We start from the raw sequence: 22,774 nt of genomic DNA on the forward strand, positions 1-22,774 counted from the left end.
GAAGGAGCAAAACATGTCCCGCGTCTTCATCTCCGGCTCCTCCACAGGCCTGGGCCTGATGGCCGCCAAAAAACTCGCGGCGGACGGCCATAGCGTGGTCCTCCACGCCCGCGATGCCGCCCGCGCCAAAGACGCCGCCGCCGCGCTGCCATCGGCGGAAGCCGTCGTCACCGGCGACCTGGAAACCATCGCCGGCGCGAGGCACGTCGCCGAGCAGGTCAACGAACACGTCAACGAACGCGGCGCGTTCGACGCGGTGATCCACAATGCCGCCGTCGGCTACCGCGAGCCATACCGAAAGACGTCAGACGGCCTGCCACACCTGTTCGCCATCAACACACTATCGGCCTACATCCTCACCGCGCTGATCCACCGTCCATCGCGCCTCGTCTACCTCAGCTCAGGCATGCACCACGACGCGGACGCCAACCTCGGCGATATCCTGTGGCAGCAGCGCCGCTGGAACGGCGCGACGGCCTACGCGGAAAGCAAGTTGCACGACACGCTACTCGCCTTTGCCATCGCCAAACGCTGGCCCGACGTTCTGTCGAACGCGCTCGAACCCGGCTGGGTGCCCACGCGCATGGGCGGTCCCGGCGCGCCGGACGACATGCAGCAGGCCCATCTGACGCAGGCATGGCTAGCCACAAGCGACGACCCGCGCGCCCGCGTCAGCGGCGAGTACTTCTATCACCTCAAACGCATGGCCGCGAATCCGCAGGCTCACGACCCCGTCCTGCAACGGCGCCTGCTGGAAACGTGCGCCGAACTGTCGGGCGTGGAAGTGCCACCGGCTTGAACGCTCAAGGCCGGAAGGATTCCATGCCGGCCAGCACCTCATCGCGCACTGCCCTTCCAGCGTCGTACGTATAACTAGTGGACAAACACAACGATATCCAATACAGTGTCCACCAACAACAAGCAGTACAAGACGAAGGAGACAAGATGTTGCGCGTGATGAGGGGCATGTTGTGCGTGGCCGCCTTGCTGGCCTTTGGGTCGGCGAGAGCGGCTTATCCCGAGAAGCCGATCGTCCTGATCGTGCCTTTCGCCGCTGGCGGTCCCGCCGATGTCATGGCGCGGACACTGGCGAAATCGATGGGCACGAAGCTCGGGCAGACCATCGTGGTAGAGAACCGCCCCGGTGCGGGCGGCCTCGTCGGGATATCGGGCGTCACACGCGCCGCATCTGACGGTTACACGTTGGGCATGGCCGGCACGGGCGCGATGGTTTACGCGCCATTCATCTCGCCGAAGATGCCGTTCGATCCGCTGAAGGACCTCACGTACCTCACGACGATGGTATCGACGCCGAACCTGCTCGTCGTCAGCGCGAGCTCCCCATTCAAGACCGCCGCCGACCTCATGGCTGCCGCGAAGCGCGAGCCGGAGAAATACACCGTCGCATCCGCCGGCGTGGGGAGCAGTACCCATGTGGTGGGCGCACTGTTCCAGCGAGAGGCCGGTATCAGGCTGCGTCACGTGCCGTACAAGGGCGGGGCGCCCGCCGTGCAGGACCTGATTGGCGGTCAGGTGGACATGTTCATCGCCGAAGTCCCCGCCGTGGCCCATCTGATCAAGGCCGGCAAGCTGCGCGGCCTGATGGTCACCGACAGCAAGCGGCTTGCCGCGTTGCCCGACGTGCCGACCGCGGCCGACGTGGGTCTGCCGAAGGTCCTGGCGGCCGGCGCCTACGGCATCGTGGCGCCGCACGGTCTGCCCAACGATATCGCCGCGAAGATCGTGGACGCGGCTACCGCCGCGCTGCGGACGCCCGATGTCGTGGAGAAATTCGCCGAGCAGGGCGGCATCGCGCAGTCCAGCACGCCCGATGCGTATCGCAATCAGGTCAAAGCCGAACAGGGGCGTTGGGGTCCGATCATCAAGGCGGCCGGCATCACCGCGGAATAGCGTCACACGTTTCTACACGGAAATCCAGAGGGACCGATACATGAGTTTCAAGACGCGCATCACCGAACTGCTCGGGATCCGCTACCCGATCATTCAGGCCGGCATGAGCTGGGCCTCCTCCAGTTCCCGGCTCGCCGGTGAGGTATCGAAGGCCGGCGGCCTGGGCGTGATCGCCGCGGGACCGATGCGTCCAGACGACCTGCGCCAGGCGATCCGCGAAGTGCGCGAGATCACCGACGCGCCGTTCGCGGTCAACGTCGCGTTATACAACAAGCGCGCGGCCGAGCATCTGCAGATCGTGCTCGACGAACGCGTCCCCGTGCTGATCGCCTCTCAGGGCAGCCCGCGCGAGCATGTCGCGCGCTTTCAGGCCGCCGGCGTCAAATGGCTGCATGTCGTCGCCCACCCCGACCACGCGCGGAAGGCCGCCGACGCGGGGGTCGATGGCCTTGTGGTGGTCGGGGGCGAAGCCGGCGGCCACCCGCCGCCGAGCGGCACGAGCACGCTGGTACTCGTGCGCCTGATCGCACGGGCGGTGAACCTGCCGATCGTCGCGGGCGGCGGCATCGCCGACGGCGCCGGTGTCGCGGCCGTACTGTGCCTCGGTGCCGATGCGGCACAGCTGGGGACGCGCTTCCTGCTGACGCCCGAGGCCTCGCTGCACGATGCCTACAAGGACAAGGTCCTTGGCGCGGGCGTCGGCGACACCACGCTCGTGGGCTGGCGCGGCTTGCCCATTCGCGCCGTGCGTAACGCGTTCACGGCCGAATACGAGGCCGCCGAGCGGGAAGGACAACCGCGTGAAGCGCTCGAGGCGCTGTTCGGCAGTCGCACGCTACGCATGGCCGCCGTCGATGGGGACGTGGAACAGGGCAAGGTCGAAGCCGGCCAAAGCGCTGCGCTGATCGACGAACTGGTGCCGGCGGCGACTCTGGTCGAGCGCATCGTGGCGGAGACGCACGAGGCGATGGCGAACATTGCAGGATTATCGAGGTAATCACAATGAACGAACTGCTGATCGAAGACGTAGGTCAGGTCCGCGTGCTGCGCATGAACCGGCCTGAGAAGCGCAATGCGCTCAACAACGCGCTGACCCGCGGGCTCGTCGATGCGCTGGCCGCTGCCGAAGCCGACGACACCGTGCATGTGGTGGTGCTTACCGGCAACGGCGCCGCATTCTGCGCGGGCGCCGATATCACCGAGTTCAAGGATCTGACACCCGACCAGATGTCGCGTGTGGAAGAGCGCGCGGAACTCACGATGCAATTGCACCTGAGCGTATCGCGTATGAGCAAGCCCGTTATCGCGGCGATCAACGGGTTTGCGATGGGGGGCGGCGCGGGCCTGGCCATCGCCTGCGATCTCGCCATCGCGGGCCGCTCGGCGCGCCTCGGCTATCCGGAGGTCAAGCACGGGATCGTCGCGGCCATCGTGCTGCCGAACCTCACGCGCCAGATCGGCCGCAAGGCGGCGTTCCACCTCGTGGCCACGGGCGAGACTATCGATGCGGATCGTGCGCTCGAGCTTGGCATGGTCAACGCGGTCCATGACGATGCCGCGCTGATGGACGAAGCGATGGCAATGGCCACTCGCATGGCCGCCGTCAGCCGTGCCGCGATGGCGACCACCAAGAAGACGTTTCACGAGGTCGTCGATCTGCCGCTTGCGCAGGGCCTCGAAGTGGGTCGGGAAGCCAACAAGCGCATGCGCAGCTTCGTGCGGATGGAACGGTAACGCGCCATGGCCAGGCCACTCGAACACATCACCATTCTCGACCTGTCGCGGGTCCTCGCCTGTCCGTTCGCCTCGATGATTCTCGCCGAGCTCGGCGCGAACGTCATCAAGGTGGAGCAGCCCGGCACAGGGGACGAAACGCGCAGCTTCGAGCCGCGCGTGGCAGGGAAGGACGCCGGCCATCGCGGCAGCGAGAGCGCGTACTACATGGCGTTCAACCGCAGCAAGCAGTCGATCACGGTCAATCTGCGCAGCGAGCAGGGCCAGCAGATCGTGCGCGATCTCGCCGCCGGCGTAGATGTGGTGATCGAGAACTTTCCCGTCGGCACGCTCAAGCGCTACGGCCTCGACGCGGACAGGTTGCGCGAGATCAACCCGAAACTTGTCTACCTGTCATGCACAGGGTTCGGCCAGACTGGGCCCTATGCCTCGCGCAAGGGGTACGACACGGTGTTTCAGGCGATGGGCGGCATCATGAGCCTGACTGGCGAGCGCGAGGGCGGACCGGTCAAGCCGGGCCTGCCCGTCGCGGATCTGACGTCGGGGCTGTGGGCCGCCATCGCGCTGCTGTCGGCGCTGGAGGGGCGCAGCGCGACGGGGCAGGGGTGTCATATCGATCTGTCCATGTTCGACGCGCAGGTCAGCCTGCTCACGCTGGCGGCCGCGCGCTGGTTTGCGCTGAACGAGGTACCGCCGCGCCTGGGCACCGAGCATCCGGGCCGGGTGCCGTCGGCAAGCTTTCAGGCGCAAGGTGGCCGCTGGCTCCATGTCACCGCGAGCGACCAGCACTGGACGCCGTTGTGCGGCGTGCTTGGTATAGAAGCATGGGGCGCCGATCCCGCGTTGCAGACCAATGCGGGCCGCGTGGCGCACCGCGACGAAGTCATGCGGCATCTGACCAAGGCTATCGCCTCGTGGGACCGCGACGCCTTGTGCGATGCGATGGATGCGGCGGGCGTTCCGGCAGGCCCGATCAACGCGGTCGACGAAGTCCTCACCGATCCGCACGTCCAGGCGCGCGGCATGGTCGCGCATTTCGATCACCCGGAGATCGGCACGTTTCCGGCGCTGCCGGTGCCGCTACGGTTCGACGGGTGGGACGACCCCCTCGTTGGGCGGCCGCCGCTGCTTGGCGAGCATACCGAAACCGTGCTGCGCGAGCGGCTGGGTATGGACGCGGAACGCGTGCTCGCCCTGCGCGAGGCGAAGGCAATCTGAGCAGGACATATCATGACCGACACCACCTTATCCGCCGCTGGAGCGCCGCCGGTGCTGTATGCCGTCGATGCCGGCATCGCCACCATCACGCTGAACCGGCCCGAGAACCGCAACGCATTGAACCTCGCCATGTGCGAAGGCCTTCAGCGCGCCGCCGCCACCGCGGCAGCCGACCCCGGCGTACGCGTCGTACTCGTGCGTGGCGCCGGTCCCGCGTTCTGCGCGGGCGCGGACCTCAAGGAACGCAAGACGATGGACGAGGCGCAGGTGCTCGCCCGCCGCATGCGCGGCTTCTTTGCCTATGACGCACTGGAAGCCTTGCGGATGCCAACGATCGCCGTGGTCGAAGGCGCTGCGGCCGGATCGGGCGTGGAGATCACCGCTGCCTGCGACTTTGCCATCGCCACGCCGGATGCCGCGTTCTGGACGCCGGAGGCGCAATGGGGCACCGTGGGCGCGACGCAACGGCTTGCGCGCATCGTCGGCAAGCGGCTGGCGAAGGACATGATGTTCACGGGCCGCCGGCTGACCGCCGCGGACGCACTGGAAGTGGGCCTCGTCACGCGCATCGTCGCGCGCGACGGTATCGAGGCGGAGGTGGCAAGCATGGCCGCCTCCATCGCCAAGGCGCCGCCGCTGGGCATGCGGCTGGCCAAGCGTTGCATCGACCGTGGCATCGAGCTCGGTCCGCGCGGTGCGCTAGCCGAGGAACTGCTGGCCATCGAAGAGAATCTGTCACGCTCCGACTGGCGCTCGGGCATCAGCGGATTCAGCAGTACCGGTCAGTCAGAGGGAGGCAAGGCATGAGCTGGGAACCCCGTACCCTGTCCGCCGTGCTGGCGCTGCAGGCCAGCCAGCGCGGCACGCAGCGCGCGCTCGTCACGCCTTCCGGCGCGACCATGTGGCGCCAGCTGGAGATCCAGGCTCGCCGCGTCGCTCGCGCCTTGCTCGCGCGCGGCATTCGGCGCGGCGACTTTGTCGGGCTGCTGTGCGGCAACGACGAACATTGGGTCGCCAGTTTCTATGGCGCGGCGATGATCGGCGCGGTCACGGTGCCCGTCAACACGCGTTTCAAGGCCGAAGAGATCGGCTATTGCCTGCGGCAATCGGATGTGCGGCTGCTGATTCTGGCCGATCGCTTTCTCAAGATCGACTTCGTGGGGTACCTACGCGAGGCCGAGCCCGCCGTCGATTGCGCGCTGCCGGGCCAGTTGCTGCCGCTGCTCGGCCATGTGGTGGTGATCGGCGACGACGTGCCGCGCGGGGGCCTCGGATGGGAGGCGTTCCTGGCCGATGGCGACGTGGTCTCCGACGACGAACTCGATGCCGCGATGCAGGCCGTGGTTGCCGACGATCTGCTGCTGATCCAGTTCACCTCGGGTACCACCGCGCATCCGAAGGGGGTGATGCTCACGCACGACAATATGCTGCGCAACGCGACGGCGGTAGGCCAGCGCCTCGGCATCGGTCCGGCCGACTGCTATTTCAACTGCCGCCCGTTCTTTCACGTGGCGGGCTCCACGCTGTCGCTGCTGTGTGCGCTCTGCGCGGGCGCGAGCATCGCCACGCTGCCCACGTTTGAGGCGGGCGCCGCGCTGCGGATGCTCGATCAGGCGCGCTGCACGTTTATCTCGGGCAACGAAACGCTGTTCCAGCTGCTGATCTCGCACGAAACCTTCGACCGCTCACGCCTGCATCTGCGCGGCGGCTGGGCCGCGGCAGGTCCCGATACGATGCGGAAGATCATCGACGAGATGGGCATCGCGCGCATCTGCTGGGCTTATGGCCTGTCCGAAGCGTCGCCCAACGTCGTGCTCAACGACTGGCGCGATGACGAGGCATTGCGTGTGGGCGGCTTCGCGCTGCCGCACGACGGCGTGGGCGTGCGTATCGTCGATGACGTTACCGGGGCCGTCTGTGCGACGGACGAGGTGGGGGAGATTCAGGTGAACGGCTGGGGCGTGATGCGCGGCTACTACAAGCAGCCCGAGGCGAACGCCAAGGTATTCACCCACGACGGCTGGCTGCGCACCGGCGACCTGGGTGCGCTGCGTGCCGACGGCCGCCTGCGTCTGGTCGGCCGGCTCAAGGATGTGTTTCGCGTCGGCGGAGAGAACGTCGCGCCGGCCGAGGTGGAGCAGGTGTTGCTGTCGCATCCGGCTGTCGCATCGGCACAGGTCGTCGGCGTGCCGGATGCGCGCCTCGGCGAAGTGCCGGCCGCATTCGTCACGCTCAAGCCGGGCATGACGCTCGATGCCGAGGCATTGCTTGGCTGGTGCAAGCCGCGCATGGCCAATTTCCGGACGCCGCGCTATGCCGATGTCGTGGTGGATTTCGAGCGCATCGGAATGACCGCGAGCGGCAAGGTACAGAAGAACAAGCTGCGCGAGCATGCGATGGCGCGCTTTGGACTTTGATCGAGGCAAGGCCATGACACCAGACATCCATCTGCACGACATCGAAGTCGTCCTTTGCGAATGCTTCGCGCGCGACGGACTCCAGCATGAACCCGACTTCGTGGCCACCGAGACGAAGGCCGGACTGATCGACCGCTTCGCCGCGATCGGGTTTCCGCGCGTGGAAGCCACGTCGTACTCGAACCCGAAGGTCGTGCCGCAGTTCGGTGACGCGACGGCGCTGCTCCGCGCGCTGCCGCGCCGCGATGGCGTCATGTACAAGGCTACCTGCGCCAACGGCCATGCGGTGTCCCGCGCGCTGGCCGACCGCGCGGACGGCATCGGCGCCAACGAGGTGAGCCTGCTCGTCTCGGCCTCGTCCTCGCACTCCGAGCGCAACCTCAAGCGCAGTCGCGACGATCAATGGGAGAACGTTCGCGCGATGGCCGAGGCCGCGCGCGGCAACTTCCGCATGGTTGGCACCATCTCGGTGGCGTTCGGCTGCCCATTCGAGGGTGCGGTAGACCCGCAGCAGGTGCTACGCGATGTGGGCCGCTTCCGCGATCTCGGCGTGACGCTGGTCACGCTCGGCGATACCACGGGCATGGCCACGCCGCAGACGGTGCGCGCCCTGTTTCGCAAGATGCGGCGGGACTTTCCGGACGTCACGCCGATCGCGCATTTTCACGACACGCGCGGGACGGGGCTCGTCAACTATGTGGCGGCGCTGGAGGCGGGCGTGACCCACTTCGATTGCGCGATGGGCGGCGTGGGCGGCCATCCGGCCAAGGTGCAATATGGCGGCGGCCATACGGGCAATGTCTGCACCGAGGATTGGGTCGCGCTGCTCGATGCGATGGGCGTGCGGACCGGCATCGACCTCGACGGCATGCTCGAGGCCGGGCGCGCGTGCGAAACCGTGCTTGGCCGTCAGCTCCACAGTCGCGTGCTGCGCAGCGGGCTCAATCCGCTGCGCGCGGCGTTACAGGCTGCCTGATCCGCCCGGCTCGCCCACGAGCCGGTTCAGCCGCGACACCAGCGAGCGGATCTCGGCAAGATCGAGTTCCGCGCCGCCGCCGGTCTCCACCGGCGTGGTGCCGGCCACCGGTACGGGCGGATCTGCTTCGCGCTCGTCCCTCTCGTCGCTCTCGTCGGTGGCGCCGCCAGCCGCCGCGCGGCGCTCTTCGTCGAGCACATCGCGCGCGCTCGTGGTCAGCACCGCCAGCATCTCCATCAGCATCTTCCTCTGCTCGGGGCTCAACGGCCGCAGCAGCCGTTCGTTGCGCGCGTTCGCGTCGACGATCACCTTGCGATAGAGCGCGTCTCCGGCCTTGGTCAGGCTCAGCAGCACGGCGCGCGCATCGGTATCGCTGCGCTCGCTGACGACCAATCCGCGTTCGATCAACGCCGACACGGTACGGCTTGCATAGCTCTTGTCGAGCGCGGCGCGGCGCGCGAGCTCCTTCAGCGACAACGGCGCGTAAGCGCCCAGCATGCCGATCGACCGCCATTCCAGCAGCGTCAGGCCGAACTTGCGTTGCACGCGCAGCGACGCACTGGCCGCCGAGAGCCCGGCGAGGTTGTGCAGGCGCGAGGAGAGCAGGTCCGTGATGATGCGCGGGGCAGCGACGGGGGCTGCGGCGGTCTTGCTCGCGGACTTGGCGGACTTGGTGGTCTTCGCGGTCTTCGCGGACGTCGTTGCGCTCATGGGGTGCGGCTCCGAATGGTTGTCACTGTCAACAATTCTAACGCCATTGTCGCCGGCGAGACACATGGGCAACCCGAATCCGCAACCATATAGTTTACGTTGTCCATCATGTGGTTTACATTCGAAACCAATTTACAAGGAGGAGACAATGAAGAAGGTTTCGACGCTGGGCATCGTGCTGACGATGGCGGGGGCCGCGCAGGCGCAGTCCCTGATTCCGCAAAGTTCGGTCCAGCTTTACGGGCTGATCGATACGGCCATCGCATTCCAGACCCACCAGATCGCGGCGACCAACGCGGCTGGCCGCGCCACGCGCAGCGGCAGCGCGGTCGGCATCGTGCCGGGCTTTTTCAACGGTTCACGCTGGGGCATGCTCGGTAGCGAGGATCTTGGCGGCGGTACGACGGCGGTGTTCCGGCTGGAGGCCGGCTTCAGCCCCGATACCGGGGTGTCGCTACAGGGTGGCCGTCTGTTCGGCCGGCAGGCATGGGTCGGGCTCAATGCCGACTATGGCCAGATCACGTTCGGACGCCAGTACAGCGTGCCGTTCGATATTCTGCTGCCGTTCGACACGATCGGCTGGGGCAACACGGGCGCGAGCGATGTGTGGGTGCAACTGCTGGAAGGCTCGCGCATGGACAACTCGCTCAAGTACCAGCAGAACGTCGGACCGCTCAAGATCGAAGCGGCGTACACGTTCGGCGAGTTCGCGGGCGGGGCGTCGGCGGGGGCGATCTACTCGGCGGGCCTGAACTACACGAGCGGTCCGCTCGTGCTCGGCGCGGTGGGGCAGCAGGCGCGCGATCCGAACCGGAACAAGCAGACCAACGCCGGTGTGGGCGCGGCGTACGCAATCGGCCCGGTCACGCTGCACGGCTATTACCTGTACACGCGCCGCGACGGCGCATTCGCCCCTTCGGCAAGCCAGGACTTTCTGCCAACCTACGGCACCAATGCGCAGTACTACGCCAATCCGGGCATGACCGGCACGGGCAGCAGCACGGCGCCGCGCACCGACCACGTATTCCAGTTCGGCACCACGTACCAGGCTACGCAGGCATGGGTCCTGAAGGCTGCGGTGATCTACGACGCGGCGCGCGACGTCAACCCCGCGGGCCAGAGCGGCAACAAGCTGTCGGCGTTCCTGATCGGCGATTATTTCTTTTCCAAGCGCACCGATACCTATCTGGCCACTTCCTACAATCGCGTAGGGTCGGCCCTGAGCGGCGCCTACGCCGGCCGCAATGACAGTATCGGCGTGTTCCTCGGGATGCGTCACCGCTTCTGAACTAGGCGGCCACCGTCGACGGCGTGGCGGGCAGGTGCTGAAGGTGGAAATGATCGCGCAGGCGCGGGCCGGCGTAGCGGCGGCGGTAGATGCCGCGACGCTGGAGTTCCGGCACGACCAGCGCGCCGAAGCGGTCCATGGCGTAGGGCAGGAACGGCATGAAGATGTTGAACCCGTCCGCGGCGCCGTCTTCGAACCACCACTGCATGTAGTCGGCGACCTCTTCCGGGTTGCCGACCACGGCCGAGCTCTGCGCGATGGAGGCGTGGATCAGATCGAGGTACGTGATGCGCCGCGCGGGGTCGTCCGCGACGAGGTCGCGCCGTGTCAGCCGGGTGATATACGCAAGGATCTGTCGGCCGCGCTCGCTGGCGCGTGCCGCGAGATCCGCGGGCACCAGCGCATCGTAGGCATTTCCGCGTACGTCGACGCCAAGCATATCGCTGGCAAGCGACAGGTTGCGTCTGGCGCCGCGCCCCATGCCGACGTACTGGAAGTCCGCGGCACTGGCATCGGCCGGGCAGGCACCGTCGGCAGCATGGTCCTCTGGGTCGAGCGTCAGCAGGCGATTCAGCGCGTCGTACGTCGCCACGGCGGCGTCGGTCGTCGGCTCGGCGATGACCGTCAGGCCGGGCACGACCTTCAGGTCGTCGGGGTTGCGGCCATATGCGGCCGCGCGTGCCTTGACCTCGCGATAGAAGTCGCGCGCCACGTCGAACCGCGCATCGCCCGTGAAGATCACGTCCGCATGACGCGCGCCGAAGTCCAGCGAGCGTTCGGAGGTGCCCGCATGCAGGATGATCGGATGATGTTGCGGCGAGCGCGGGAGGGCGGCGCCCCCTGCGCGGATCTGTTGCTTGTGCATCGCTAGCTGCCCGCCATCGTCGGTCAATGCGTCCGGCCCCCAGCTGTCCCACAGCGCGCGCACCTGACGCGTGAAGCTTTCCGCGCGCGCGTATCGGGCCTCGTTGTCCGAATGCGCCGCGCGGCTGAAGTTCAATGCCGCGGCCGGATCGGCACCCGTGACGATGTTCCACGACGCGCGGCCAGCGCTGATGTGGTCGAGCGACGACAGCATGCGCGCCACTGTAAACGGATCGCTGTACGTGGTATTGGTCGTGACCACGATGCCGATGCGCTCGGTGGCGGCCGCGATGGCGCTTGCCGCGATGAACGGCTCCAGCCTGGCCATCTGTCCGGGATTGGTTTTCGCCAGCGCGGGGTCCGCGACGAGGCGGTCGCCGAGAAAGATGAAGTCGAAGCACGATGCCTCGGCATCGCGGCAGATCTGCTGGATGAACGCGATATCGAATGCGCCATCCGCGCGCGCCAGCGGGTGACGCCAGCCTGCCGAATGGGTCCCGGTGGCCCAGAACATCAGGCCGAGGTGGAGTTGACGATGGCGGGTGTCAGGCATGGACGTCCTGTGTCGGGCGGGCCGTGGCGCGATGCGCGGCATGCCGGTTGATGGCGGGAGGCAGGCCGAGGCGCGCGGTCAGCATGGTCGCCGCGGCGGGCGGCTCCGTGAGCCCGAACGGTTCGAGCAGGCGCGCCAGGTAGACGACGTCCCGCGTGAGTGCGGGCGGCGGGGTCAGCCATACGCCATCGATCCCCTGTGCGCGGAGCATATCGACATGCGCCGCCCATTCGGACCATGTGCCCGCGAACGCGTCGTCCCGATCGCCGGGGACGCGCGCGGCCGCGGCATCGTGCGTGTCCCCCACATAGGGCGTCACGCGCCGCAGCGCCAGTGCCGAAGGCGCGGTCCCGATGGTGCCGTCCGGAAGTAGCAGCGGCGGCCGGCCCTGCGGCGATGCCGCGATATTGAGCGGGCCCTTGACCTGAAACGCCGGCCCCTCGTGCCCGACGACGTGCGCGCGGCTCAGGTCGACGAAGTCGCCACTGGCCTTGTCGCGAACGAATGCACCGGGCTCCCACGAGTCGAACAGTTTCTCGACCACGTCGATAAACTCGCGTTGGCGGGCAAGGCGCAGCGCTTCGGTTGCCGGCGCGGCGGCATGGTTTGCAGCGGCGTTTCCGGTTTCATCGGCCACAGCGAGCCATCCCGCACGGCCGTGGCAGACATGGTCGAGCGACGCGATCAGGCGCGCGGCCGCGAACGGTTGCGTGTAATTGGTGTTGACGACGGGAACGAGCCCGATATGACGCGTGGAGACGGCAAGATAGGCCGCGAGCGTAAACGCTTCCAGCGCGAGCGCCGCGTCGCCCGCCGCCACGCCAGCGGTGTCGATGGCCGAGTCCTCGAGCACCACGAAGTCGACGCCGAGCGGTTCGAGCGCTTGCACATGCGCCAGCGTCGCATCGAGCCGGAAAGGGTTGAACGGTAGCGCGGCGTGGTCGCTGGCGCGCAGGGCGGCGAGCGTGACACCCGCGACGAGCGGCCGCCGCCCGCCGGATGAATCAGGAGGATGCTTCATGGTAGGGTCCAGGGGTTCAGGCGGCCTGACGCCCGCCAAGGTAGGCATCGAGCACGGCGGGATCGGCCGCGACGGTAGCGCCGTCGCCCGACAGCACCACGCGCCCCTGCTCGAGGACATAGGCCCGATCCGCCATGGCGAGCGCCTCCCGCGCGTTCTGTTCCACAAGCAGCACCGTGGTGCCTTCGGCGCGGATCTGCTCGATGATCCGAAAGATTTGCGCGATGATCTTCGGCGCGAGTCCCATCGATGGCTCGTCGAGCAGCAGCAGGCGAGGGCGCGCCATGAGCGCGCGTCCGATGGCGAGCATCTGCTGTTCGCCGCCCGATAACGTTCCGGCCAGTTGGCGCCGACGCTCCGCGAGACGCGGAAACAGCGCGTAGAGATGCGCGATGTCGGCCGCCACGTCGGCGTCGCGCCGCAGATAGGCGCCGATCGCGAGGTTCTCGGCGACGGTGAGCTGCGGCACGGTCTGCCGTCCTTCCTGCACGAGGCTGATGCCACGCGCGACACGCCGCTCCACCGCCAGCCCCGCTGCGGGCTCCGTCTGCCCCAGAAAGGACGTGCCGTCGAACTCGATGCTGCCGCTCACCGCCGGAAGCAGCCCCATGATGGCCGACAGGGTCGTGGTCTTGCCGGCACCGTTCGCTCCGACCAGCGCGACAATCTCGCCCTGACGCACCTCCAGCGAGATACCATGCAGGACCGCGCGCTTGCCGTAAGCGGCGGACAGTCCCGATACCGATAGCAGCACGTTCCCCTCACGCGTCATGTCGCACCCCCAGATAGGCTTCGATGACAGCGGGATCGGCCTGTACCGATGCCGGCGTACCGGCTGCGATCTCGCGCCCCGCATTGATGACGATCACGCGATCGCTGATTCCCATGATGAGTTCCATATCGTGTTCAACCAGAAGCACGGTCACGCCTCTGCCGCGCACATCGCGCAGCAGCGCATCGAGTTCGCGCTTCTCGCTCGGGTTCATGCCGGCGGCGGGCTCGTCGAGAATGAGCAGCGAGGGCTCGGCGGCCAGACTGCGCGCGATTTCCAGCCGGCGCTGGTGGCCGTACGGCAGCGCTTCGGCCGGCCATCTGCCGGCATGACTCAGACCCAGCCGCTCCAGCAGTTCCCCGGCACGCTGCGCGGCGCCGCGCCGGCCGCGCCGTTCGGCGCCGAGCAGCACGTTGTCCCGCGCGCTGAGCCCCTGGAACAGCCGAATCTGCTGGAACGTGCGGCCGATGCCGAGCCGGGCGATGCGCGCGGGCGCAAGCCCGCCGATCTCGCGGCCATGGAACCGGATGGCGCCGCTATCGGGACGGTAGAAACCGGTCACCATATTCATCAGGCTCGTCTTGCCGGAGCCGTTCGGCCCGATGACGGAGGTGACGGTGCCCGCGTCCACGCGCAGCGACAGTCCGTCCAGCGCCTGGACGCCGTCGAAGCGTTTGCTGAGCGCGTCGATCTCGAGGAGGTGGGTCATGGGCGCACCTCGGTGTTGATCGGGGCGGTTTCCCCGGCAGGCGCCGCGCGACGCGTCGAGCCCGAGATGCGGCCGAGCGCGCCACGCAGCGGCTGACCGATCGACAGCATGCCGCGCGGCAGGAACACCACGGCCAGCAGCAGGATCGTCGCCATGACGATCTCCCGCGCCTGCGCGGAGAACCGCAGCGCTTCCGGCAGCGCGGTGAAGATCGTCGCGCCGGCGAGCGCGCCCGAGACGTGGCCCAGCCCGCCGAGCACCGCATAGGCGATGGCATCGAGGCTGCGTTGCAGGCCAAAGTCGTTCGGCCCGATGAAACCGTTGAGATGCCCGAGCAACGCACCGCCGAGGCCGCAGACGGCGCCGCTGAACACGAATACGGCGAGCCGCACGCGCGCCACGTCGATGCCCAGCGCCTGGGCGGGCATGTCGTCGAGGCGCGTGGCCTCGAGCACGCGACCGGTCCGGCCACGCCGCGCGATCACGATCACCGCGACGAGCGCGGCCACCGTGGCCGCCAGCAACGGCAGCGTGGTCGCGAGTGGAATGCCGTCCAGTCCGAGCGCGCCTCCGGTCACCGTGTCCCAGTTGAACGCGATGACGCGCATGACTTCGGTGAAGGCCAGCGTCGCGAGCGCAAAGTAGTCGCCTTCGAGCCGCAGCACGGGTGCGCCGAGCAAGAGCGCCATCAGTGCCCCGGCAAGCGTGCCCGCCGCCAGCGCGGCTGGAAACGGCAACGCGGTGTGGAGGGAAACGAGGACGGAGACGTACGCGCCCACCGCGACGAGCCCGCCCGTGGCGAGCGAGAACCGATTGACGCTGAGCATCAGGTAGACGCCGATGCCGAGGATCGCATTGATGCACACCAGCGCGATCACGTTTTCATAAGCCAGCAGGAAGTCCATCATGCGCGCTGCCTTGCGGACGTACCGAAGAAACCCGTGGGACGCACCACGAGCACCAGAAAGATGGCGCCAAATGCGATGGCATCGCGCAGCGACGATTGCAGATAGGCCACGCTGTAGACCTCGGTCAGGCCCAGCACGATCCCGCCAATGGCGGCCCCCGCAACCTGCCCGAGGCCGCCGAGGATCAGCGCGGAGAGCCCCTTGAGCAGGATGTTGTCGCCCATGAACGGCGACACCGCGTTGTACAGCACGCCGAGCTGCACGCCGGCCGCGCCCGCGAGCGCGCCCGTCATGCCATACGTCAGCAGCTTGAGCCGCGTGACGGGAATCCCGACGAGCTGGGCGACGCCCGGCTTGAACGCAATCGTGCGGATGGCGAGTCCGATCCGTGTGCGGCGCAGCGTATACGCCAGCGCGAGCATCAGCAGTACGGCCGAGGCGATCACGATCAGCTGCAGGCTCTGCACGCGGACGCCAAGGACGTCCCATGCATGCTCGGTCCACGCGCTCTGCGGAAAGCGTCGCACCTGCGTGCCGAAGACCTCCTGCACCACCGCGATCAGCAGCCGCGCGAGCGCAAGGCTCGCGACCAGACCCATCCAGCGATTGGCGCCGCGGGCCTCGAGCGGGCGAAACACGAACCACTCGCTGGCCATGGCGGTTAGCGCCGATACCAGCATCGCCGCGAGAAACGCGAAGGGCAGCGGCCAGTCGAGTTCGGTGGTGAGTTCGATGCCCGCGAACGCGCCAACCATAAGGATGGCGCCCTGGGCGAGGTTGAGCACATTGAGTACGCCGAAGAGCAGCGTGAACCCGACGGCGAACACCGCATAGGTGGCGCCGAGCGCGAGCCCGTTGACCGTCTGTTGCAGGAATACCTCCATGATCGCTACCTGCTTACGCTTACTTGTCCGCGCCCTTGCCGTCGAGCGGCACGAACTTGCCCCCGCGCGCGACGAGGATCTTCGGCTCGACCGTCGGCTCGCGATTGGCATCGAAGCCGATCGGACCGAGCACGCCGGGATATCCCTTGATCGCCGTCAGCTCGGCATGGATGCGCGCGCTGTCGCCCGACTGCGCGCGGCGGATCGCCTCGACGAGCAGCGCGGCCGCATCGTGGCCGTAGGCGGCATAGATGTCGGGCCGGCGCTTGTAGCGGGCCTCGTAGTCGCGTACGAAGGACTGGCTGACGGGGTTATCGAGTTCGGGATACCACGCGGTACCGACGATCGTGCCTTCCGCGCCCGCGCCGCCGAGTTCGAAGAACTTGGTCGAGATGGCCGATTGCGTGCCGACGAACAGCACCTGCTGCGGAATGCCGAGTTGCCGCGCCTGCCGCACGATGGCCGCGGCCTCTTCGGCCAGCGCGCCGATGACGATCGCATCGGGATTCTGCGCCTTGATCTTGGTGAGCTGCGCGGCAAAGTCGACATCGCCGCGCTGGAAGGTCTCGGTCGCCACGACGTTCACGCCGTTGTCGGCCAGCGCCTGCTTCTGGACCGTATAGGCCGATTTCGTCAGCTGGTCGTCGATGCCGTAGATCTGCGCCACCCGCTTGATCTTGTTCTGCGCCACCACGCGCTTGATCACGCCCGGCGTGACGATGTCCTCCGGCGGGCTGACGCGGAACAGCCGGTCGCCGATGCGCTGCGTGAGGCCGGCCGCGGTGTTCGACGACGCAATGATCGGAATGCCGGCCTTCTGCGCGAGCGGATCGGCCGCCAATGCGGACGTCGTCAGCGTGGGTCCGAGAATGGCGGAGACCTTGTCCTTGCCGATGAGGCGCTGGAAGATATTGACGGTCTGGTTGCGGTCCGCGCCATCGTCGTAATGGACGAGCTCGATCTTGAGCTTGCCGAGCTTGCCGCTGGCATTGGCTTGCTCCACTACCTGCTCGATGGCGTTCTTCTGCTCGATGCCGTAGAGCGCGGCCGATCCGCCCGTTGTGGTCTGCACCACGCCGACCTTGATCACCTGTGCGACGGCGGTGGGTACGTGGAGGCTGGCCGCCCCGATCAGGGCGAGCGAAGCGATGGTCTTGCCGAAGGATGTCATATGCGTTCTCGATAATAAGGAGTCAGGAGGTATCAGGCCTGCTTGCGCCACGCGGCGTCGCGATCGGCGGTCCATGCGGACGTCGCGCCGGCTTCGGTTTCGCGATCCACGGGCAGATGCGGCAGCACCAGTTCGGCAAAGCGGTAGGCTTCTTCCAGCAAGGGCATGCCCGAGACGATGAGCACGTCGATGCCGGCGTCGCGGTACTCCTGGATGCGCGCGAGCACCTGTTGCGGGCTGCCGACCAGTGCGGTGCCGGGCCCATGCCGCACCAGCCCGATGCCGGACCAGAGGTTGGGCTCGATCTCCAGTTCGCGCAGGTCCTTCGGCTTGCGGCCGCCATGCAGCGCGGACATGCGCTGCTGGCCGACCGAATCGATGCCGGCGACATACGACTGCGCGCCCGCGATCGCGGCATCGTCCATGTGGTCGTACAGATCCTGCGCGGCGGCCCATGCTTCGGCTTCGGTCGGACGCACGATCACGTACAGGCGGATGCCGAATCGAATCTTGTCCGCGCGGCCATGCCGGCGGGCGATCTCGCGCACTTCGCGGATCTTCGCTTCCGCCTGCGACACCGTCTCGCCCCAGGACAGGTAGGTATCGATATGCTTCGCCGCGACCTCGTGCGCGGCGGGCGACGAGCCTCCAAACCACAGTTCGGGCACGCGGCCGCCGTGCGGCTGCAGCGGCAGGCCGGCGTCCACCACATGGATGTACTTGCCCTTGAACGTCACCGATTCCCCGCGCAGCAGCGCGCGCAGCACGGTCAGGTACTCGTCGGTGTACGCATAGCGCTCGTCGTGGCTCAGATGCACGCCGAACTGTGCCATCAGCTTCGCGTCCCCGTTGACGATGTTGATGCGGAGCCGGCCCTTCGAGAACTGATCGAAGGTGGTGATCATCTTGCCCAGCAGCGTCGGCGAGAGCAGCGGCGGATGCGCGGCGATCAGATGCTGGAAGCGATCGGTGTACGGAATCAGGGACGCGCCCTGTACCCACGCGTCGTGCGTGCCGGTGGCCAGCAGCGCGCCGGTGTAGCCGAGGTGGTCCACGGCGCGGGCGAGTTGCTGGAAATAGGGGTAGCTCAGCTGGCGCGCGCCGTCCGCGCGCCAGGGATAACGGCCATCGGGGCCGGTCAGGTACCACAGGACTTCCATTGCGTTTCCTCTGTCAGGCGGCTACCGCCGCGGGGTAGCAGTGGGTCACCGTGTCGTCCACGGCGATGCGTTCGGGAATCAGTTCGAAGCGCGCGAAGATGTCGGCGTGGTGCTGTTGCTCCGCAAGGAAACCGGCATCGGGCAGATGCACGCCCCACGGGCGCGCGGTGATGGCGGCGAGCCAGCCCGCGGCGCCATGCCCGTTGAGGCCCGCGAGCAGCTGGGCGGCGCCCTCCGGGTCGGCGGCGGTCAGTGCATCGGAGTCGCTGAGCGCGTCCACGAGCGCCTGCACGGCTTGCGGATGGTCGCGCAGGACGTCCTGCCGGCCCCAGTACACGGAGCGGTTGGAGAAGGCGGCGCCGGGCCGAGCGAGGATCCGCACCTTCACGGCCGATTCGATCTCGGCAAGCAGCGGGTCCGTCGCGACGATCGCGTCGAGGAGCCCCTGATAGAGAGCATCCCGGGCCGTGGCGGGCAGCAGTTCCACCGCATTGACCTCCCGCCACGCCACGCCTGCCTTGTCCAGCTCGGCGGCGAGAAACTGCGTATGCCAGGAGATCGGCATCAATGCCACGCCGCGGCCGCGCAGATCCGCCAGCGTCTGGTAAGGCGAATCGGCCCGAACGACCAGCCCGCCGCGCTCGTGGCGCGGCTCGGACATGCCGAACACGGCCACATCCAGCCCCTCGGCCTTGGCGAGGATCGGCGGCGTGGCCCCGGTGCCCGCCAGCTGGATGACACCCAGTCGCATCAGCGGGATGGTCGCGGCGCCCGCGCTGTAGACGAAGAAGGCGATGCCCTGCGCGCGCAACGCGGCCACGTGTTCGGGCCGGCGGGCAAGGATCGATAGCGATGGATTCTGTGGGTGGACCCCCACGATTAACGTCATGGCAACTACCGTAGCGAGTGGAAGAGGGTGTCGGTTATGCTGGGTGAACCGCGTATCATGGGTTAAACCCATGACGCAGACCGTATGCCGAGTGTAAGAGGCAACGCGCGGCGCCCAAACCAACGAATTCGGCTATGGATATGCGCAGCCGGCGTCGACTGGGCGCCTCAGGGCGGCGCCAACTGGAGGTAACATGACATCCGACATCGAACGCATCGAGACCATGACCGCAACCATTGATGCCATGCCCACGGAAGTCCACGACGCGCCCGTCACGGCGGAGGCGCTCGCGTTCAAGCTGCGCGGCGGCACGCCAAGCCTGTACCTCGTCGAAACGCTGGGAGAGTGGACCGGCCGCCAGTACGAGCGCGTCTACGATGCCGATCGATGGCAGGAATGGATCGGGCTCGTGAAGCTGCCCGTGCCGGCACGGCGGGCGACGTCGCGCGAGCTGGCGCGCATGCGCGAGCTGCGGCGCGCGATCTACGAGATCGCGCAGGCGGTGCGAACGGGGGTGTTGCCGGAGGCGGGGTATGTGGAGACCGTGAACCGGTTCGCCCGCACGGCGCTGGCGGCGCCACAGTTGTCAGCGGCGGCGGACCGATGGTCGATATCGGATCGCGTCACGCATGCCCAGGTGCTGGCGATGATCGCGCTCGACGCGATTTCGCTGCTCGGCGGGCCGTTGCGCGAACGGATCCGCGTCTGCGCGCGGCCGCGCTGCCCGGTGCTGTTTGTCGATCGCTCCCGGCATGGCGGGCGTATCTGGTGCTCCGCGGCGTGCGGATCTCGGTCCGCCAGCGCGAAGTACCGGCTGCGGCTGGCTGGGAGGGAGCCCGACGAGGACCGCGACTTCTGCGTCAGCCAGCACTGAGCGGGGCTGAACGTCTGCGGCTGAGCGTGACTAATGGCTGCGCATGCCGGCCGCTTCCATCAGCACGCGGATCAGCATTGCCGCCACGCCAAGGGTGGCGACGCTGCCGGCCCAGATGGCGATGAGCCAGCCGACTTGACGCAGGCGTTCGGTAGGACGTGCCATGGCGAGGTTCCAGGTCAGTGATAGCCCTCGCCGAGCCTGACCTTGCCGCGGAATACGTAGTAGGACCAGGTGGTGTAGACGAGGATGAACGGAATCACGAACAGCGCGCCGACGAGCGCAAAGCCCTGGCTCTGCGGCGGCGCGGCCGCGGTCCAGATGGAGATCGACGGCGGAATGATGTTGGGCCACGTGCTGATGGCGAGCCCGCTGTATCCGAGGAAAATCAGGCCCAGCGTGTAGAGGAAGGGCTGCGAATGGACCTCGGCGCGCAGCGAGCGCAATAGCAGGATCGCGCCGAGCGCCACGAGGATCGGCACGGGCGAGAACCAGAGCAGGTTCGGAAAGGTGAACCAGCGCTCCGAGATCCGCGCGTGCGCCATCGGCGTCCAGATGCTGACGGCGACGATGCAGGCGAGCATCACCCAGATCAGTGGCGCGGCCAGATGCTTCATGCGTGCGTGCAGTTCACCTTCGGTCTTCATGATGAGCCACGTCGCCCCCAGCAGCATGTAGGCGACGATCACGCCGACGCCGCAGAACAGCGGGAACGGCGCGAGCCAGCTGAAGGCGTCGCCCGCGTAGGCGCCGTCGCGCACGGGCAGGCCGTCGATGAACGCGCCAAGCGCAATGCCCTGGCAGAACGCGGCGACGAAGGAGCCGCCCGAGAACGCGAGATCCCACACCGGGCGTTCACGGTCGTTGGCCTTGAAGCGGAACTCGAACGCCACGCCGCGGAAGATCAGCCCCAGCAGCATCAGGACCAGCGGCAGATACAACGCGGAGAGCAGCACCGAGTAGGCCAGCGGAAACGCGGCCAGCAACCCCGCGCCGCCCAGCACCAGCCAGGTCTCGTTGCCGTCCCAGACCGGTGCCACGGTGTTCATCATCACGTCCCGGTCGTGGCGGTCCGGCACGAATGGAAAGAGGATGCCGATACCGAGATCGAAGCCGTCCATCACGACGTACATCATCACGCCGAAGAAGATGATGACGATCCAGAGTAGCGAGAGATCGATGCCCATGTATCAGCTCCCTTTGTGTTCGGCGACAACGGCATGGCCGTCGGGAATGGCGGAGAGGGGACGCGCGGGCTTCTGGTGCGCGGCGGGTTCCGGCGGCTCGATCTCGTAGGCATCCCCTTCGTTCGGCTGCGGCCCCTTGCGCACGAGGCGCAGCATGTAGGCGATGCCGACACCGAAGACGAAGATATAGGTCACGATGAACAGCGCCAGAGAAATCGTCAGCTGCCCGACGCTGTGCGGCGACACGGCATCGGCGGTGCGCATCAGGCCGTAGACGACCCAGGGCTGGCGGCCGATCTCGGTGGTGAACCAACCGGCCAGCAGCGCCACCAGCCCCGCCGGCCCCATGAGCAGCGCCATCCGCAGGAAGCCGCGGTGCCGGAATATCCGGCCCTGCCGCCTTAACAGCAGCCCCAGCACGCCCAGCAGGATCATCAGCATGCCGAGGGCGACCATCGTGCGGAACGTCCAGAACAGGATCGTCGCGTTCGGCCGGTCCTGCGGCGGGAAGGCCTTCAGGCCTTTGATGGAGCCGTCGAAGGTATGGGTCAGGATCAGGCTGCCAAGGCGAGGAATCGCGATGGCATAGCGCGTTTCCTCCCGCTGCATGTCCGGCCAGCCAAACACGAGCAGGGGCAGCGGCCCCGGGGCGTCGGCTTCCCAGTGGCCCTCTACCGCGGCAATCTTGGCGGGCTGGTGCTCGAGCGTGTTCAGGCCGTGCGCATCGCCGACCACGGCCTGGATCGGCGCGACGATCAGCACCATCCACATCGCCATCGACAGCATCTTGCGGATGGCCGGGTTGTCGTTGCCGCGCAGAAGGTGCCACGCGGCGGACGCGCCCACGAACAGCGCGGTGGACAGGAACGCGGCGATCACCATATGGCAGAGCCGGTACGGGAAAGACGGGTTGAAGATGACCGCGAACCAGTCCATCGGGACCACGCGGCCATCGATGATCTCGTAGCCCTGCGGCGTATGCATCCAGCTGTTCGATGCCAGGATCCACGTCGAGGAGATCAGCGTGCCGATGCACACCATCGCCGTCGCGAACATGTGCAGGCCCGGGCCGACCTTCTTCCAGCCGAAGAGCATGACCCCCAGGAACCCAGCTTCGAGGAAGAACGCGGTCAGCACCTCGTAGGCGAGCAGCGGGCCGGTGACGCCGCCCGCGAACTCCGAGAAGAAGCTCCAGTTGGTGCCGAACTGGTACGCCATGACGATGCCGGAGACCACCCCCATGCCGAAATTCAGGGCGAAGACCTTGGACCAGAAGTGATAGAGGTCGCGGTAGACCTTGTTGCGGGTGCGCAGCCAGCACGCCTCAAGAACCGCGAGGTACGCCGCCATGCCGATCGTGATGGCGGGGAACACGATATGCACCGAGACCGTGAATGCAAACTGGAATCGCGCGAGATCGAGGGCTTCGAGATTGGGCATCGAGGTCTCTGTTTCTGTCCAGGCGTGCACCCGGGGTGGGGCGCGTGGGGTAAGCGCTATGGATGGGCACGCGCATTCGTGCCCAGC

The 22,774-nt window shown here is 67.4% G+C and carries 23 protein-coding genes; 10 read left to right on the plus strand and 13 right to left on the minus strand.

What is annotated here, in order from left to right:
- The first annotated feature begins 13 nt into the window (after window positions 1–13).
- The 8 genes from KHP16_RS13635 (at window position 14) to KHP16_RS13670 (ending at window position 8,256) form a co-directional block, all read left to right on the plus strand.
- Complete coding sequence (locus KHP16_RS13635; RefSeq protein WP_109584353.1) at window positions 14–799, plus strand: SDR family NAD(P)-dependent oxidoreductase; 786 nt, start codon at window positions 14–16, stop codon at window positions 797–799.
- A gap of 146 nt (window positions 800–945) precedes the next feature.
- Window positions 946–1,911, plus strand: a complete 966-nt coding sequence (locus KHP16_RS13640; protein ID WP_179593634.1) for a Bug family tripartite tricarboxylate transporter substrate binding protein — start codon at window positions 946–948, stop codon at window positions 1,909–1,911.
- Window positions 1,912–1,951: 40 nt separating this feature from the next.
- Window positions 1,952–2,908, plus strand: a complete 957-nt coding sequence (locus KHP16_RS13645) for an NAD(P)H-dependent flavin oxidoreductase (RefSeq protein ID WP_211960398.1) — start codon at window positions 1,952–1,954, stop codon at window positions 2,906–2,908.
- A gap of 5 nt (window positions 2,909–2,913) precedes the next feature.
- The gene (locus KHP16_RS13650) at window positions 2,914–3,645 is read left to right on the plus strand and encodes an enoyl-CoA hydratase/isomerase family protein (protein WP_115954585.1); all 732 of its coding nucleotides are present in this window, start codon (window positions 2,914–2,916) and stop codon (window positions 3,643–3,645) included.
- A gap of 6 nt (window positions 3,646–3,651) precedes the next feature.
- On the plus strand, window positions 3,652–4,863 hold the full coding sequence (locus KHP16_RS13655; RefSeq protein ID WP_109584349.1) for a CaiB/BaiF CoA transferase family protein: 1,212 nt from the start codon (window positions 3,652–3,654) through the stop codon (window positions 4,861–4,863).
- A gap of 12 nt (window positions 4,864–4,875) precedes the next feature.
- Window positions 4,876–5,670: an enoyl-CoA hydratase/isomerase family protein gene (locus KHP16_RS13660; RefSeq protein WP_211960399.1), complete on the plus strand. Its 795-nt coding sequence runs from the start codon at window positions 4,876–4,878 to the stop codon at window positions 5,668–5,670.
- Window positions 5,667–7,280 (plus strand): AMP-binding protein, encoded by a 1,614-nt coding sequence (locus KHP16_RS13665; protein ID WP_211960400.1) that lies wholly within the window; start codon window positions 5,667–5,669, stop codon window positions 7,278–7,280. The genes KHP16_RS13660 and KHP16_RS13665 overlap by 4 nt, the downstream gene beginning before the upstream one ends.
- A gap of 13 nt (window positions 7,281–7,293) precedes the next feature.
- Window positions 7,294–8,256, plus strand: a complete 963-nt coding sequence (locus KHP16_RS13670) for a hydroxymethylglutaryl-CoA lyase (RefSeq protein WP_244835792.1) — start codon at window positions 7,294–7,296, stop codon at window positions 8,254–8,256.
- Here the strand turns inward: KHP16_RS13670 and KHP16_RS13675 are convergent.
- Window positions 8,242–8,967 (minus strand): MarR family winged helix-turn-helix transcriptional regulator, encoded by a 726-nt coding sequence (locus KHP16_RS13675; protein ID WP_211960401.1) that lies wholly within the window; start codon window positions 8,965–8,967, stop codon window positions 8,242–8,244. The genes KHP16_RS13670 and KHP16_RS13675 overlap by 15 nt on opposite strands.
- 148 nt (window positions 8,968–9,115) lie before the next feature.
- Here KHP16_RS13675 and KHP16_RS13680 point away from each other — a divergent pair, with 148 nt between their 5' ends.
- A complete protein-coding gene (locus KHP16_RS13680; RefSeq protein ID WP_167468498.1) occupies window positions 9,116–10,255 on the plus strand; it encodes a porin in 1,140 nt (379 codons plus the stop codon).
- A gap of 1 nt (window position 10,256) precedes the next feature.
- Here the strand turns inward: KHP16_RS13680 and KHP16_RS13685 are convergent, their stop codons facing one another.
- Genes KHP16_RS13685 through KHP16_RS13725 form a run of 9 tightly spaced genes read right to left on the minus strand, consistent with a single transcriptional unit; the run spans window position 10,257 to window position 19,186 of the window.
- Window positions 10,257–11,672 (minus strand): NtaA/DmoA family FMN-dependent monooxygenase, encoded by a 1,416-nt coding sequence (locus KHP16_RS13685; protein WP_211960402.1) that lies wholly within the window; start codon window positions 11,670–11,672, stop codon window positions 10,257–10,259.
- Window positions 11,665–12,693 carry an LLM class flavin-dependent oxidoreductase gene (locus KHP16_RS13690; RefSeq protein WP_211960403.1) on the minus strand — a complete coding sequence of 343 codons (1,029 nt, stop codon included), beginning with the start codon at window positions 12,691–12,693 and terminating at the stop codon, window positions 11,665–11,667. The genes KHP16_RS13685 and KHP16_RS13690 overlap by 8 nt, the downstream gene beginning before the upstream one ends.
- 16 nt (window positions 12,694–12,709) lie before the next feature.
- Entirely contained in the window at window positions 12,710–13,465 is a 756-nt protein-coding gene (locus tag KHP16_RS13695; protein ID WP_211960404.1) for an ABC transporter ATP-binding protein, read from the minus strand.
- Window positions 13,455–14,174: an ABC transporter ATP-binding protein gene (locus KHP16_RS13700; RefSeq protein WP_211960405.1), complete on the minus strand. Its 720-nt coding sequence runs from the start codon at window positions 14,172–14,174 to the stop codon at window positions 13,455–13,457. The genes KHP16_RS13695 and KHP16_RS13700 overlap by 11 nt, the downstream gene beginning before the upstream one ends.
- Window positions 14,171–15,082, minus strand: coding sequence for a branched-chain amino acid ABC transporter permease (locus tag KHP16_RS13705; protein WP_211960406.1), 912 nt, complete (start codon window positions 15,080–15,082; stop codon window positions 14,171–14,173). The genes KHP16_RS13700 and KHP16_RS13705 overlap by 4 nt, the downstream gene beginning before the upstream one ends.
- Window positions 15,079–15,966 (minus strand): branched-chain amino acid ABC transporter permease, encoded by an 888-nt coding sequence (locus KHP16_RS13710; RefSeq protein WP_211960407.1) that lies wholly within the window; start codon window positions 15,964–15,966, stop codon window positions 15,079–15,081. Before KHP16_RS13710 ends, KHP16_RS13705 begins: the two co-directional genes overlap by 4 nt.
- Before the next feature lie 19 nt (window positions 15,967–15,985).
- A complete protein-coding gene (locus KHP16_RS13715) occupies window positions 15,986–17,137 on the minus strand; it encodes an ABC transporter substrate-binding protein (RefSeq protein ID WP_211960408.1) in 1,152 nt (383 codons plus the stop codon).
- 32 nt (window positions 17,138–17,169) lie between these two features.
- On the minus strand, window positions 17,170–18,297 hold the full coding sequence (locus tag KHP16_RS13720) for an LLM class flavin-dependent oxidoreductase (RefSeq protein WP_109584339.1): 1,128 nt from the start codon (window positions 18,295–18,297) through the stop codon (window positions 17,170–17,172).
- 13 nt (window positions 18,298–18,310) lie between these two features.
- A complete protein-coding gene (locus tag KHP16_RS13725) occupies window positions 18,311–19,186 on the minus strand; it encodes an ABC transporter substrate-binding protein (protein ID WP_211960409.1) in 876 nt (291 codons plus the stop codon).
- 193 nt (window positions 19,187–19,379) lie between these two features.
- Between KHP16_RS13725 and KHP16_RS13730 the strand changes: the two genes are divergently transcribed.
- Window positions 19,380–20,060 (plus strand): CGNR zinc finger domain-containing protein, encoded by a 681-nt coding sequence (locus KHP16_RS13730; RefSeq protein WP_211960410.1) that lies wholly within the window; start codon window positions 19,380–19,382, stop codon window positions 20,058–20,060.
- A gap of 30 nt (window positions 20,061–20,090) precedes the next feature.
- Here the strand turns inward: KHP16_RS13730 and KHP16_RS13735 are convergent, their stop codons facing one another.
- The 3 genes from KHP16_RS13735 to KHP16_RS13745 are packed head-to-tail and all read right to left on the minus strand — an operon-like array spanning window position 20,091 to window position 22,687.
- On the minus strand, window positions 20,091–20,225 hold the full coding sequence (locus KHP16_RS13735) for a DUF2474 domain-containing protein (RefSeq protein ID WP_109584336.1): 135 nt from the start codon (window positions 20,223–20,225) through the stop codon (window positions 20,091–20,093).
- A 14-nt stretch (window positions 20,226–20,239) separates the two neighbouring features.
- Window positions 20,240–21,247 carry a cytochrome d ubiquinol oxidase subunit II gene (gene cydB, locus KHP16_RS13740; RefSeq protein ID WP_109584335.1) on the minus strand — a complete coding sequence of 336 codons (1,008 nt, stop codon included), beginning with the start codon at window positions 21,245–21,247 and terminating at the stop codon, window positions 20,240–20,242.
- 3 nt (window positions 21,248–21,250) lie between these two features.
- Window positions 21,251–22,687 carry a cytochrome ubiquinol oxidase subunit I gene (locus tag KHP16_RS13745; RefSeq protein ID WP_211960411.1) on the minus strand — a complete coding sequence of 479 codons (1,437 nt, stop codon included), beginning with the start codon at window positions 22,685–22,687 and terminating at the stop codon, window positions 21,251–21,253.
- Window positions 22,688–22,774: the final 87 nt, after the last annotated feature.

This window comes from Cupriavidus plantarum (genome assembly GCF_905397285.1).
Classification (GTDB): domain Bacteria; phylum Pseudomonadota; class Gammaproteobacteria; order Burkholderiales; family Burkholderiaceae; genus Cupriavidus; species Cupriavidus plantarum.